The sequence below is a fragment of the Microbacterium sp. PI-1 genome (assembly GCF_004337555.1).
Taxonomy (GTDB): domain Bacteria; phylum Actinomycetota; class Actinomycetes; order Actinomycetales; family Microbacteriaceae; genus Microbacterium; species Microbacterium aurugineum.
Genome location: NZ_SJYZ01000011.1, coordinates 43,442 through 57,001, shown reverse-complemented (window position 1 = coordinate 57,001; position 13,560 = coordinate 43,442). Strand labels below are relative to the sequence as shown.

Here is a 13,560-nt window from a genome sequence, read left to right as displayed (position 1 = left end):
CTCGGCCGTGTGGGGCGGAAGAGCGGGCCGGTGTTCACAACTCCGCAGAAACGGGCGGCGGGTGCGGCGGTCCTCCCGTGATTCGCAGGGCTACGGGGGCAGCGCGTCCCGTCCTTGAGGAGTAGTGAGCGCGCTCAGCCGAACAGGTCGGACAGCGTCGCGGGCGAACCGGCGTCCTGCAGCGCCGTGCGGGCGGCATGCCACCCCGCCATGCCATTGACGGACGGACCGGGAGGGGTCGAGGCGGAGGCCAGGTAGACGCCCGGCATCGGCGTGCGCCACGGCGTCGGCGAGAGGATGGGGCGGCGGAGGGCCTGACGCATGTCGAAAACCCCGCCGGAGATGTCGCCGCCGATCTCCGCGGGATTGATCGCCTCGCGCGACGATGCCGGCACTGCGTGGTGGGCGAGGATGAGGTCGCGGAACCCCGGGGCGAACCGTTCGACCTGCGCGGTGATGAGCTCCGTGGGGTCGAGGTCGGAGCCCGGCGGCACGTGGATGTACGCCCAGAACACGGCTTTGCCCGCGGGAGCACGGGAGTCGTCGAGCACGGACGGTTGCACGGTGAGGACGTAGGGGCGCTCGCTCACTCGTCCGGCGGCGACGGCGTTCTCGCTGGCCCAGACCTCGGCTCTGGTCCCGCCGAGGTGCACGGTCGCCGCCTGCCCGACCTCGGGGTGCGTCCAGGGGACGGGGCCGTCGAGGGCGAAGTCGACCTTCGCCGCACCGGGCCCGTAGCGGTAGGCGCCGATGGCCCGGGCGTAGCGGGGCGGGACGTCGCGGTGCGTGAGGGCGAGCCGGGGAGACGTGTTCAGGATCAGCAGGTCTCCGCGGCGCGGGTCGCCCCAGTCCAGCGTCTCGAGGTCGGTGACCCGCACGCCGGTCTCGACGGACCCACCGTGCGCCGTGATGTCGGCGACCAGGGCATCGGCGATCCCTTGCGCACCACCGCGTGGATACGGCCAGCCTCCGGCGTGTCCCAGGGCGGCCAGCAACAGGCCCGCAGCGGCCCCCGCGAGGGAGGGGAGAGGCGCGTTGCCGTGAGCGACGGCTCCCGCCAGGAGCGCGGCCGCTTCCTCGGCGCGGAAAGCCGAGGCGGCCAGAGGAGTGCCCTGCTCCAGCATCCTGATCGAATAGCGCAGGGCGGTCAACGGATCCCGGGGGACTCGGAGCAGTTGATTGCCCGTGAAGTCCACCACACCGTCGATGTGCGCGGTCAACGGCCGGATACGGGTGCGCCAGGCGTCACCGTCTGCCCCGAGCGCGGTCGCCGTGCGGTCGAGGTCGCGCCAGGCGATCGCGGCCCTTCCGCCATCGAGCGGGTGTGCATAGGAGGCTTCGGGGCGGATCCAGTCCAGACGCCGTTCGAGGCCGAAAGCACGGAAGAAGGGTGAGGCCAGGGCGGTCGGATGCACGGTGGAGCAGACATCGTGCCGGAACCCCGGAAGCGTCGACTCGGCCGTGCGGAGACCGCCACCGACCGTGTCGGCCGCCTCGAGCACCCGCACGGCATAGCCGGCGCGCGCGAGCGTCACTCCGGCGGCGAGCCCGTTGGGGCCGGAACCGATGATCGTCGCCCGCGCCATTCCGTCAGTCTGGCATGCCGCCACCGGTGAAACGGTCGAGAGCGGCCCTCCGGGCGTGCGATCCTGGAAAGGATGAAAGAAGTTCAGGGGCCGACCCCCGCAGGCACCTCCCGTCCATACCGCTCCCTCGCCGAGGCGCTGCGCGCGCACCGGATCGATCCGTCGAACCATGCGTTCATCACGGCCATCGTCGAGGCGATCGGAATCAGCTCGTTCATCGACCGTGGGCGCTACATCGAGGCGATCCGTCGAGGCGAGGGCGCGTCCCTGCACATCGGGCGCACCTACACGAACGGCTTCACCGAAGACGAGCGGATCGTGGTGGGCGCAGCACCCCTGCGCCTGCAGCCGAGCGAGGGACGCGCGCCGTACTTCTACGTGAGCCACCCGAGCGAGTTCATCCCGCTCACGCCGGCCCGCGCCGCCAAGCGCACGACGACTCCACGCGTCGCCGCGCCCCGCGCCGAGAAGGCACCGAAGCCCGTCGAGGAACGCGACTACGGCGTGTGCGACGAGTGCTTCATGGTGAAGACCCCGTCCGGCGGCTGCGGCTGCGGCTGACGTGACGCCGCTTTCGAATCGCGCAAAAGGCTGAGGAATCGGCGTCGAACGCGCAATTTGCGCGAGTCGAAAGCCGGCGCCTCAGGCGAACGCGCTCATCCCGGTGATGTCGCGGCCGAGCAGCAGGGCCTGCACGCTCTCGGTGCCCTCGTAGGTGTGGATGGCCTCGATGTCGGCCATGTGCTGCATGACGCCGTTCTCGAGCAGGATGCCGTTGCCGCCGAGCAGGTCGCGGGCGGTCGAGGCGATGCGGCGCGCGGCACGCGTGTTGTGGAACTTCGCGAGCGAGGCCTGGGTCGGGCGCAGTTCGCCTGAGGTCTCGAGGTCGGCCATCCGTCGGCAGTACAGCTGCATGGCCGTGAGGTCTTCGAGCATGTGGGTGAGGCGCTCCTGGACCATCTGGAACTTCGCGAGCGGCTTTCCGAACTGCACCCGCTGCATCGCGTAGGCCAGTGCTGCCTCGTAACAGGCCGTCGCGTGTCCGAGCGCCGACCACGCGACGCCTGAGCGGGTCGCGTACAGCACGGTCGAGGCGTCCTTGAAGCTCATGGTGCCGGGCAGGACGGCGTCCAGCGGCACCCGCACGTCGTCGAGGACGATGCGCGCCTGATGAATCGCGCGCAGCGAGGCCTTGCCCCGGATCACACTGCCGGTGTATCCGGGCGTGTCCTGCTCGACGAGGAAGCAGCGCACAGCGCCGTGCTCGGCCGTGTCCGCGTCGTCGACGCGCGCCCACACGAAGGTGATCCCGCCGGATGCGCCGTTGCCGATCCACTTCTTCGTGCCTCGGATGACCCAGGCGTCCCCGTCGCGGCGGGCCACCGTCTCGAGCGAGACCGAGTCGGAGCCGTGGTCGGGTTCGGTCAGCGCGAACGAGCCGAGAACCGAGCCGTCGGCGAGTGCCGTGAGCCATCGGTCCTGCTGGGCGGGGGAGCCGAACAGGGCGAGGGTGCGCAGCGCGAGGCCGCCCTGCACCGCGAGGATGGTGCCCAGCGACCCGTCACCGCGCGAGATCTCCATGTTCACCAGGCCCGCGGCCAGCGGCGACAGATGCGTGAGGGCGGGATGCTGGATGCCGTCGACCACGAGGTCCATCTCGCCCATCCGACGGGCGGCGTCGAGCGGGTACTCCGCGCGGTCCCAGGCGTCCGCCATCTGCGGCGCGACCTCGTCGGTGTAGGACTTCGCCCGATCCCAGGCCGCGCGGTCGGCGGCGGGGATGTCGGCGAAGACGGCGTAGTAGTCGCTGTCCCGGCGCCCGGTGATGTCGTACGACGAGACGCGCTCGCCGGGGAAGGGGGAGGCTGCAGTGCTCATGATGCTCCTTCGTGGCACCAAGTATCGTACTCCTCGATACTCGGTTTCACGACCCTCGAGCGATCAGTCGAGCTCCGACTGCAGTCTGCGGGTCACCTCGGCGATCGGCATGGACCGCGGGAACACCGCGACGACCATGTCGTCCGGCGCATCGGGGGCCGCGTCTCCCGCGACGCCGTAGCGGCGGCGGACGTCGGCCAGCGCCGTCTGCAGCGTCGCGAGCGGCACCTTCTTGCGGCCCCGGAGCAACTGCCGCAGCACGTGATTGTGGACGGCCGTCACGAGGGCGGCGAAGCCGACGGCGTCGAGCGGGTCGACGCCGGGGAGGGCTCCGCGCAGGTACTCGTCGAACAGCCGCTCGTATCGGAAGACCGTGATGATCTCGCGCTCACGCAGCACCGGCACCTGGCGCACGATCTGGTAGCGGCGGCGTGCGAGCTCCGGGTCGTGCGCGAAATGCACGAAGACCGATTCGGAGGCCGCGCACACCGCAGCCCAGGGGTCGTCGTGCCCTTCGTCGAGGAACTCCCTGAGCTGTTCGAGCAGCACCTCGTGATCCGCGAAGACGACGTCCTCCTTGCCGCCGAACTGGCGGAAGAACGTCGATCTCGAGACGCCCGCGGCCTTGGCGATCTGTTCCACCGACGTCTGATCGAACCCCTGGGCGCGGAAGAGTTCGAGCGCCGCGGCGACGACGCCCGTGCGCAGTTCTGCGGATTCGTGCATGGCGAAAGCCTAGACCTCGGCGGCCATCGGTGTCGGTGGCCGGGCGTCATAATGAGGGCGTGAGCGAACGCGGGAGAGCGGCCGGATGGTTCGAGACGCGGCGGCGCGGCACCCGTCGCTGGTGGGACGGCACGCGCTGGACCGAGCACCTCTCGGTGCGGGGGAGGGAGACGACCCTGGCGGAGGACCGCAGGGCTGTGCGCCGACAGCTGATCCTGACCGAGCTCGTGCTCGGGACCCTCCTCGTCGGGTCGATCCTCATCGCGCTGTGGAGCGCGCTCCCGGTGGTCGTGGTGCGGCCGATGATCGTCGCCACCGGCACCGCGCTGCTGCTCGTTCCGCTCATGATCTCGCGGCAGCTCCGCCTGGTCGCGCTGCCGGCGCGGCGTCCGGGCGTGCCGACGCTCCGATGATCGACCGAGAGTCCGGGGCCGCGGGCGCGCCCAGGTCGAGGTAGTAGGCTGGGGGACTGGTCGATGTCTCGACATCGAGAGAATTACCAGACAGCAGCCCAGTGAAGGAACCACAGTGGATCTGTACGAGTACCAGGCACGAGACGTTTTCGAGAAGTACGGAGTGCCGGTCCTCGCCGGCATCGTCGCGGACACCCCGGAAGAGGTGAGGGCGGCGGCCGAGAAGATCGGTGGCGTCGTCGTCGTCAAGGCCCAGGTGAAGACCGGCGGCCGTGGCAAGGCGGGCGGCGTCAAGGTCGCCAAGACGCCCGACGAGGCGTACGAGGCAGCGAAGGCCATTCTCGGCCTCGACATCAAGGGCCACGTCGTCAAGCGCGTCATGGTCGCGCAGGGTGCGCGCATCGCCGAGGAGTACTACTTCTCCGTGCTGCTCGATCGTGCCAACCGCTCGTACCTGAGCCTCTGCTCGGTCGAGGGCGGCATGGAGATCGAAGAGCTCGCCGTCGAGCGTCCCGAGGCGCTCGCACGCGTCGAGGTCAACCCGCTCACGGGCATCGACAAGACGAAGGCCGTGGAGATCGCCCGCGCCGCGAACTTCCCGGAAGACCTGATCGAGAAGGTCTCCGACGTGTTCGTGAAGCTCTACGACGTGTACAAGGGTGAGGACGCGACCCTGGTCGAGGTCAACCCGCTGGTCCGCACCGAAGAGGGCGACATCATCGCGCTCGACGGCAAGGTCACGCTCGACGACAACGCCTCCGAGATCCGTCACCCCGAGCACGAGGCGCTCGAGGACAAGGACGCCGCTGACCCGCTCGAGGCCAAGGCCAAGGAGTCGGGCCTTAACTACGTGAAGCTCGACGGAGAGGTCGGCATCATCGGAAACGGCGCCGGACTCGTCATGTCGACCCTCGACGTGGTCGCCTACGCCGGGGAGAACCACAACGGCGTCAAGCCGGCCAACTTCCTCGACATCGGCGGCGGCGCATCGGCTGAGGTCATGGCTGCCGGCCTCGACGTCATCCTCGGCGACCCGCAGGTCAAGAGCGTGTTCGTCAACGTCTTCGGCGGCATCACGGCCTGCGACGCCGTCGCCAACGGCATCAAGGGCGCGCTCGAGACACTGGGCGCCACGGCCTCCAAGCCGCTCGTCGTGCGCCTGGACGGCAACCGCGTCGACGAGGGTCGTGCGATCCTCGCCGACTACGCGCACCCGCTTGTGACCCTGGCCGCCACCATGGACGAGGGCGCCGACAAGGCCGCCGAGCTCGCCAACGCCTGAGACTGAAGGACGAGAAGAATGTCGATCTACCTCAACAAGGACTCCAAGGTCATCGTCCAGGGCATCACCGGCGGTGAGGGCACCAAGCACACCGCGCTGATGCTCAAGGCCGGCACCCAGGTCGTCGGTGGCGTCAACGCCCGCAAGGCCGGCACCACGGTCTCGCACACCGACAAGGACGGCAACGCCGTCGAGCTCCCCGTCTTCGCCTCGGTCGCCGAGGCCATGAAGGAGACCGGCGCCGACGTGTCGATCGCCTTCGTCCCCGGCGCCTTCACGAAGGACGCGATGATCGAGGCCATCGACGCCGAGATCCCGCTGCTCGTGGTCATCACCGAGGGCGTCCCCGTCGGCGACTCCGCCGAGGCCTGGGCGTACGCGCAGAGCAAGGGCAACAAGACCCGCATCATCGGGCCGAACTGCCCCGGCATCATCACCCCGGGCGAGGCGCTCGTGGGCATCACGCCGGCGAACATCACGGGCAAGGGACCGATCGGCCTCGTGTCGAAGTCGGGCACCCTGACCTACCAGATGATGTTCGAGCTGCGCGACCTGGGCTTCTCGACCGCCATCGGCATCGGCGGCGACCCGGTCATCGGCACCACGCACATCGACGCGCTCGCCGCGTTCGAGGCCGACCCCGAGACCAAGGCCATCGTCATGATCGGTGAGATCGGTGGCGACGCCGAGGAGCGTGCGGCCGACTTCATCAAGGCGAACGTCACGAAGCCGGTCGTCGGGTACGTGGCGGGCTTCACGGCTCCCGAGGGCAAGACCATGGGTCACGCCGGCGCGATCGTCTCCGGCTCGGCCGGTACCGCGCAGGCGAAGAAGGAGGCCCTCGAGGCCGCCGGTGTCAAGGTCGGCAAGACGCCGTCCGAGACCGCTGACCTGATGCGCGCGATCATCGAGTCGCTCTGATCTGAGCTACGCTTGAGCTGAAGGCCCCGGACTCCACTCCGGGGCCTTCTTTCGTGCCCGGGACCGGAAGTCCGCCGCCACGGACCGCCACCGGTCAGGTCTGGGGAGCGACGGAGTCCAGCAGGGTGTCGAGCGCGCGGTGGGCCTGACGGCGCGCGGCGGCGTCAGGATGGGCGGCCAGCCAGAGGGCGAGTTCGTTCATCGCTCCGGAGAGCACCGCCGCAAGAGGGTCCAGGAGGGCCGGAGAGACACCGGCCTCGCGCAGTCCAGCACGCAGCTCCTGCTCGGGGCCCTCGGCATCGAGTCGGCGCCACTGCTCCCATCCGAGCACCGCGGGGCCGTCGACGAGCAGGACGCGCGAGGCGGCGCCCCGGGTGATGGCGTCGAGGAAGGCGTGGCTGCCGTCGCGGAGAGCGGCGTCGGGCGCGCTGCCCGCCGTGGCCTCGACGATCGCGTCGGCGACGATCTGCTGCTGCGCGGAGGCGACGGCGGCGAACAGCAGCGGCTTCGAGGTGTAGTGGTGGTAGACGGCGCCACGGGTCACGCTCGCGGCCCGGGCGAGTTCGTCGACCGACGCGGCCACATAGCCGTGCTCGGCGAAATGTGCGGTGGCGACATCGAGGATCCGCCGTGCGGTCTCGGCGGCGTCGGCTGCGGATGCTCGGGGCATGGGTTCCTTTACGTGCGGTGTGTATGTATTCTAGCCCCACCGATACAAACACACTGCATGTAAAAGAGGTCAGGATGGACATCACGAGTTTCTACCCGGTGCTGATGGTGGACGACGTCTCCGCCGCCGCACGGTTCTATCGAGAAGAGCTCGGCTTCGAGGTGACGTTCGAGGCCGACTGGTACGTCAGTCTGCGCTTCGACGGCGGCGAGCTCGCGATCCTCGACCGCGCGCACGAGACCATTCCCGAAGGGTTCCGAGAGCCCGTTCGGGGACTCCTGCTCAACGTGGAGGTCCCGGATGCGACCGCCGAGCACGTGCGGCTGGTGGGGGAGCGGAAGCTTCCCGAGCGCCTGACGCTGCGGGACGAGGACTTCGGGCAGCGGCACTTCATCGTCGAGGCACCCGGCGGTGTGCTGATCGACGTGATCGAGCCGATCGAGCCCGCGCCGGAGTTCGCGGCGGCCTACGCCTGACGTCCTTCCGCGATTCGTCCGCCGACACGCCAGATGTCGGACCGTTTCCCTCACGCCGTCCGACGTCTGGCGTGTCGCCCTGAGAGTGCGCGGAAAGCAGGAGGGGGCGGAGAGGCGGGGAAGGGGGAGACGCGAGAGGGGCGGATGCCGCAGCATCCGCCCCTCTTGTGATCTCTGCCCCGTCGTCAGATCCCGACGCCGAAGAGGGCCTCGATCGGACCGCGGGCGAAGAAGATCAGGAAGCCCGCTCCGACGACCCACAGCAGCGGGCTGATCGTCTTGGCCTTGCCGGAGAACGCGTGGATGAGCACCCAGCTCACGAAACCCGCACCGATGCCGTTGGCGATCGAGTAGGTCAGCGGCATGACGGACACGGTGAGGAACACCGGCAGCAGCACGCGGAAGTCGGAGAAGTCGATGTACCGGATCTGCGCCATCATCATGGCACCGACGATGATCAGCGCTGCTGCGGCGATCTCGGTCGGGACGATCGACGTCAACGGGGTGAGGAACATCGCGACCAGGAACACGAAGCCGGTGACGACGTTCGCGAGGCCCGTGCGTGCACCTTCGCCGATGCCGGCACCCGACTCGATGAAGACCGTGCTCGACGACGAGGAGGTCGCGCCACCTGCGATCGCGCCGACGCCCTCGACCACCAGCGCCGACTTGATGCGCGGGAAGTCACCGTTGTCGTCGGCGAGGTTCGCCTCCTTCGCGAGGCCCGTCATGGTGCCCATCGCGTCGAAGAAGTTCGTGAAGAGCAGTGTGAAGACGATCATCACGATCGCCACGAGGCTCACCTTGCTGAGGTCGAAGCTGAAGTCCACCGCACCGATCAGGCTCAGGTCGGGGACACCGATCGGCGAACCGTCGAGCGCGGGCACGGTGAGGCCCCAGCCGCCCGGGTTGACCACGTTGCCCTCATCGTCGAAACCACGGGGCCCGATGTGCCAGATCGCCTCGACGATCACGGCCAGCACGGTGCCGCCGATGAGGCCGATCAGCATGCCGCCCTTGATCTTGAGGGCGACGAGGATGCCGGTGAGCAGGAGCGTGATCACGAAGAGCAGGCTCGGCACGGTCGCGACCGAGCCGTTGACGCCGAGTCCGACCGGCGGCGACGATGCACCGGTGGCCGTCACGAAACCGGAGTTCACGAAGCCGATGAACGCGATGAACAGGCCGATGCCGACGGTGATCGCGATCTTCAGCTGGAAGGGCACGGCGTCGAAGATCGCCTTGCGCAGACCGGTCGCGGCCAGCAGCACGATCACGACACCGTTGATCATCACGAGCGCCATGGCTTCCGGCCAGGTCACCTGACCCACGACCGAGAACGCCACGAAAGCGTTGATGCCCAGTCCTGCGGCGAAGCCGAACGGCAGTCGTGTGACCAGCCCGAACAGGATCGTCATCACCCCGGCGGTCAGCGCGGTCGCTGCCCCGACGGCGTTGAACTCGAGCATGTCGCCGGCGACATCCGGCTTGCCGGACAGGATGATCGGGTTCAGGATCACGATGTAGGCCATCGTGACGAAGGTCACCAAGCCCCCTCGGATCTCGGTGCCGATCGTGGATCCGCGCTTGCTGATCTCGAAGAAGCGGTCGACGGCGTTCTTGGGCTCGGTGGATGCCGGGGCGGGCGGGGCAGTTGTCATCGGGAAACCTCCGGAGAAACGCTATCGTGTCGCCGACCTCACGCGCGCCCCAGGGGCTTCGTCGGGAACTCGTCGTAGTCTCGAATCGCTATGCAACGCCTCCTCGTCGCGCTCCTCGCCGCCTTCGATGCCGCCATCGCCGCGGCGGTCGGTCTCGTCGTGCTGCTCGCGCCGCTGACGCTGCTGTGGACGCTCGCCTTCGGTGTCAGCGCGGACTGGGGTGCGCTCTGGCCGCTCACCGGAACGCTCTGGCAGTTCGGCCACGGGGTGCCGCTCGAGGTCACGATCCCGGATGCGCTCCTGGTGGCTCTCGCCATCCCCGCGGAGGCCGCGAGCTTCGCGGTGTCGATCACTCCGCTGGCGTTCCTGTTCTTCACGCTGCTCTTCGCGGCGCGTTCGGGAGACAGGGCGGCGAAGGCGGGCGCATGGCTGCTGGGGCCCCTGACCGGCACCGTGGTGTTCGCCGCCATCTCGGCCGGCGTCGCACTGACGACCCGCTTGGAAGCCGCCGCGACCTCGTTGCCCCTCGCCATCATCCTTCCCACCGCGGTCTACCTCGTGGGCGCGCTCTGCGGAGCCGTGCGCATCGCGTGGGAGGACGGGGACGGCGGCATGCTCGACCGTCTGCACGATCGGATCGACGCCCGCGAGGACTGGGCGCCGGTCCCGGTCGCGATCGTGCGCGGCGCGGCCTTCGCGCTCGTCGCCGTGGTCGGCGCCTCCGCGTTGGCTCTCGCCGTCACGACCCTGTTCCGCGGGGGCGAGGTGGTGGCGCTGTTCCAGGCGGCCCGCGTCGACGCGCTCGGGGCGACCGTGGTGACGCTCGCCCAACTCGCCTACCTGCCGACCCTGATCGTCTGGGCGGCGTCCTGGCTCGCCGGTCCCGGCTTCGCGGTCGGGTTCGGGACGGCCGTGTCGCCCGCCGGCACCCAGCTCGGTGTGGTGCCCGGCATCCCGGTGTTCGGTCTGCTGCCCGAGAACAGTTCGATCTGGATGCTGATCGTCGTGCTCCTCCCCGTCGCCGCCGGAGCCTTCGCCGGATGGGCGGTGCGCTCTCGCCTCGTGTGGGAGGGCACTCCGCTGCGGATGCCGCAGCGCGCGGTGATCGCACTCGGCATCGCCGGTGTCACCGCGGGGATCGCCGGGCTCGCCGCTGCCCTGGCGAACGGGTCGATGGGGCCGGGCCGGATGGCGGTGGTCGGACCGGCCGTGGTCCCGTTCGTCCTCGCCCTCGGCGCGGAGGTCCTCGTCGGCGCCGCAATCCTGCTGCTCTCGCCGCGGCACCGCGATGAGCTCGCGGAAGAGCGGACCGACCGGTGGATCGCCGAGATGACGGCGTACGATCCGGGGTACGCGCCCGCCGGTGCGGAGGCAGGAGTCCCCGTGGCCGGAATGTCGGTCGACGCACCCGAGCCCGACGACACGGCACCGCTCGACGATCTCCGACGGTTCGAACGGCCGAAGGACGAACCGGCCGATTCGCGCGACTGACCGCTTTCGCGTGGCCGGGGAGGCCGGAAGAGAGCCGGTCGCGCACCCCGGTAGACTGGGCGCGTGCTCACGGTCGCCGTTCTCATCTCGGGCACCGGCTCGAACCTTCGCGCCCTCCTCGAGGCCGCTCGTCATCCCGATTTTCCCGCCAGAATCATCGTCGTGGGTGCCGACCGCGAAGCAGACGGGCTGGCCCACGCCGAGGAGTTCGGCATCCCCAGCTTCACGGTGCCCTGGCACGAGCACGAGAGTCGCGAGGCCTGGGGTGAGGAACTCGCCCGGCAGCTGGACGTCTGGAAGCCGGACCTCATCGTGCTCAGCGGACTCATGCGCCTCCTGCCGCCGACGCTCGTCGCCCGGTACTCGCCGCGCCTCATCAACACCCACCCCGCGTACCTGCCGGAGTTCCCCGGTGCACACGGTGTGCGGGACGCGCTCGCCGCAGGGGTCTCCGAGACCGGCGCCAGTGTGATCGTCGTCGACGACGGGGTCGACACGGGGCCGATCCTGGCCCAGGAGCGCGTGCCGGTTCTCGCCGACGACACCGAGCACAGCCTGCACGAGCGCATCAAACCCGTCGAACGTCGACTGCTCATCGACGTCGTCCGCGGGATCGCCACCGGTGATCTCGCCCTGACGCCTTCTTCCTGACCTCCACCCGACGCCCCCGCACGAAGGAGCCCATCATGGCCGGCCCCCGCCACGACCCCACGCTCTACCGCGACCGCGACACCGTGCCGATCCGGCGCGCGCTCGTCTCGGTGAGCGACAAGACCGACCTGCTCGTCCTCGCCGAGGCGCTCGCCGGAGCGGGGATCGAGATCGTGTCGACCGGATCGACCGCCGCGACGATCCGTGACGCGGGTTTCACCGTCACCGACGTGGCCGCCGTCACCGGCGTCGCCGAGATGCTCGACGGCCGCGTGAAGACGCTGCACCCGAAGGTCCATGGCGGCCTGCTCGCGGACCTCCGTCTCGAGGAGCACGAGCGTCAGCTCGAGGAGCTCGACATCGCGCCGTTCGAGCTCGTCGTGGTGAACCTGTATCCGTTCGTCGAGACCGTGGCCTCGGGCGCGATCGGCGATGACGTCGTCGAGCAGATCGACATCGGTGGACCCGCCATGGTGCGCGCCGCGGCGAAGAACCACGCCAACGTCGCGATCGTCGTCTCGCCGCAGTCCTATCCCGCCATCATCTCCGCGATCGAGGCCGGCGGGACGTCCGTGGGGCAGCGCCGGGAGCTCGCGGCCCGCGCGTTCGCTCACACCGCGGCGTACGACACGGCCGTCGCCCAGTGGTTCGCCGAGGGGACGCTCACCGAGCCGGGCGACCTCCCCGCGCACCTCACCATCCAGGCCGAGCGCCTCGCGACCCTCCGCTACGGCGAGAACTCCCATCAGCGCGGCGCGATCTACACCCGCGCCGGTGGCCACGGCATCGCGCAGGCCACACAGTTGCAGGGCAAGGAGATGTCGTACAACAACTACGTCGACGCGGATGCCGCACTGCGCGCCGCCTACGACATGATCAAGCCCGCCGTCGCGATCATCAAGCACGCCAACCCGTGCGGCATCGCGACCACCGCTCCCAACGCCCTCGACCCGATCGCCAGCGCCCACCTGCGGGCCCACGAGTGCGACCCGGTCTCGGCGTACGGCGGGGTGATCGCCGCGAACGGCACCGTGACCCTCAAGATGGCCGAGAACCTCAAGGACATCTTCACCGAGGTCATCGTCGCACCGGCGTTCGAGCCGGCCGCGCTCGAGGTGTTCAAGGCGAAGAAGAACCTGCGCCTGCTGCAGCTTCCGCAGGACTGGCGGCAGGAGCGGATGGACGTGCGTCTGGTCTCGGGCGGGCTCCTCCTCCAGGACGCCGACCGCTTCCCGGACGACATCGGTTCGGTCGCGAAGAACTGGGAGCTCGTGTCGGGTGAGCGCCCGAGCGAGGCGGAGATGGAGAACCTGATCTTCGCGTGGAAGGCCTGCCGCGCGGTGAAGTCGAACGCGATCGTGCTCGCGAAGGACAACGCCACGGTCGGTGTCGGCATGGGCCAGGTCAACCGTGTCGACTCGTGCCGCCTCGCGGTCGAGCGTGCGGGGGATCGGGCGGCCGGTTCTGTCGCCTCCTCCGACGCGTTCTTCCCGTTCGCGGATGGCGCTCAGGTGCTGATCGACGCCGGTGTCACGGCCATCGTGCAGCCGGGCGGATCGGTGCGCGACGAGGAGGTCGTGGATGCCGCGCGCAAGGCCGGCGTCACGATGTTCTTCACCGGGGAGCGTCACTTCTTCCACTGAGCGACTGTCTCCCGCCGAGACCCCCGTTCCTTGCCGAGACCCCCGCCTGCCGACGTGTGCAGGCGGGGGCCTCGGCGGTGCGCGGGGGTCTCGGCGCAAGAGTGTTCCACAGCCATGTCCGATTTCCGCCAGTCGAGGTCGGTGGGTCGTGACAGAGTGGAG

Annotated in this window: 13 protein-coding genes; 8 read left to right on the top strand and 5 right to left on the bottom strand. The window is 69.5% G+C overall.

What is annotated here, in order from left to right:
* Window positions 1-134: 134 nt before the first annotated feature.
* Complete coding sequence (locus E0W80_RS10980) at window positions 135-1,586, bottom strand: NAD(P)/FAD-dependent oxidoreductase (RefSeq protein WP_131492499.1); 1,452 nt, start codon at window positions 1,584-1,586, stop codon at window positions 135-137.
* Between the two features lie 72 nt (window positions 1,587-1,658).
* Between E0W80_RS10980 and E0W80_RS10975 the strand changes: the two genes are divergently transcribed.
* Window positions 1,659-2,147, top strand: a complete 489-nt coding sequence (locus tag E0W80_RS10975; protein WP_131492497.1) for a hypothetical protein — start codon at window positions 1,659-1,661, stop codon at window positions 2,145-2,147.
* 81 nt (window positions 2,148-2,228) lie between these two features.
* On the opposite strand, the gene E0W80_RS10970 is transcribed toward E0W80_RS10975, so the two are convergent.
* Together E0W80_RS10970 and E0W80_RS10965 are read right to left on the bottom strand one after the other, a co-directional pair.
* Window positions 2,229-3,464 (bottom strand): acyl-CoA dehydrogenase family protein, encoded by a 1,236-nt coding sequence (locus E0W80_RS10970; protein WP_131492495.1) that lies wholly within the window; start codon window positions 3,462-3,464, stop codon window positions 2,229-2,231.
* Between the two features lie 63 nt (window positions 3,465-3,527).
* Window positions 3,528-4,190, bottom strand: a complete 663-nt coding sequence (locus tag E0W80_RS10965; protein ID WP_131492493.1) for a TetR family transcriptional regulator — start codon at window positions 4,188-4,190, stop codon at window positions 3,528-3,530.
* Between the two features lie 59 nt (window positions 4,191-4,249).
* Here E0W80_RS10965 and E0W80_RS10960 point away from each other — a divergent pair, with 59 nt between their 5' ends.
* The 3 genes from E0W80_RS10960 (at window position 4,250) to sucD (ending at window position 6,806) form a co-directional block, all read left to right on the top strand.
* Entirely contained in the window at window positions 4,250-4,603 is a 354-nt protein-coding gene (locus tag E0W80_RS10960; RefSeq protein ID WP_131492492.1) for a DUF2510 domain-containing protein, read from the top strand.
* Window positions 4,604-4,718: 115 nt separating this feature from the next.
* On the top strand, window positions 4,719-5,885 hold the full coding sequence (gene sucC, locus E0W80_RS10955; protein WP_047523104.1) for an ADP-forming succinate--CoA ligase subunit beta: 1,167 nt from the start codon (window positions 4,719-4,721) through the stop codon (window positions 5,883-5,885).
* Between the two features lie 18 nt (window positions 5,886-5,903).
* The gene (gene sucD, locus E0W80_RS10950; RefSeq protein ID WP_047523105.1) at window positions 5,904-6,806 is read left to right on the top strand and encodes a succinate--CoA ligase subunit alpha; all 903 of its coding nucleotides are present in this window, start codon (window positions 5,904-5,906) and stop codon (window positions 6,804-6,806) included.
* 94 nt (window positions 6,807-6,900) lie between these two features.
* Here sucD and E0W80_RS10945 read toward each other — a convergent pair whose 3' ends face one another.
* Window positions 6,901-7,476, bottom strand: a complete 576-nt coding sequence (locus E0W80_RS10945; RefSeq protein WP_131492490.1) for a TetR/AcrR family transcriptional regulator — start codon at window positions 7,474-7,476, stop codon at window positions 6,901-6,903.
* 74 nt (window positions 7,477-7,550) lie between these two features.
* On the opposite strand from E0W80_RS10945, the gene E0W80_RS10940 reads away from it, so the two are divergent.
* Window positions 7,551-7,952, top strand: a complete 402-nt coding sequence (locus E0W80_RS10940) for a VOC family protein (RefSeq protein WP_047523107.1) — start codon at window positions 7,551-7,553, stop codon at window positions 7,950-7,952.
* Window positions 7,953-8,137: 185 nt separating this feature from the next.
* On the opposite strand, the gene E0W80_RS10935 is transcribed toward E0W80_RS10940, so the two are convergent.
* Window positions 8,138-9,613 (bottom strand): NCS2 family permease, encoded by a 1,476-nt coding sequence (locus tag E0W80_RS10935; protein WP_131492488.1) that lies wholly within the window; start codon window positions 9,611-9,613, stop codon window positions 8,138-8,140.
* A gap of 90 nt (window positions 9,614-9,703) precedes the next feature.
* Here E0W80_RS10935 and E0W80_RS10930 point away from each other — a divergent pair, with 90 nt between their 5' ends.
* The 3 genes from E0W80_RS10930 to purH all read left to right on the top strand — a co-directional run bounded on the left by E0W80_RS10930 (window position 9,704) and on the right by purH (window position 13,398).
* Window positions 9,704-11,104: a DUF6350 family protein gene (locus tag E0W80_RS10930; RefSeq protein ID WP_131492487.1), complete on the top strand. Its 1,401-nt coding sequence runs from the start codon at window positions 9,704-9,706 to the stop codon at window positions 11,102-11,104.
* 63 nt (window positions 11,105-11,167) lie between these two features.
* The gene (gene purN / locus E0W80_RS10925) at window positions 11,168-11,755 is read left to right on the top strand and encodes a phosphoribosylglycinamide formyltransferase (protein ID WP_047523110.1); all 588 of its coding nucleotides are present in this window, start codon (window positions 11,168-11,170) and stop codon (window positions 11,753-11,755) included.
* A 35-nt stretch (window positions 11,756-11,790) separates the two neighbouring features.
* Window positions 11,791-13,398 (top strand): bifunctional phosphoribosylaminoimidazolecarboxamide formyltransferase/IMP cyclohydrolase, encoded by a 1,608-nt coding sequence (gene purH / locus E0W80_RS10920; RefSeq protein ID WP_047523111.1) that lies wholly within the window; start codon window positions 11,791-11,793, stop codon window positions 13,396-13,398.
* Window positions 13,399-13,560: the final 162 nt, after the last annotated feature.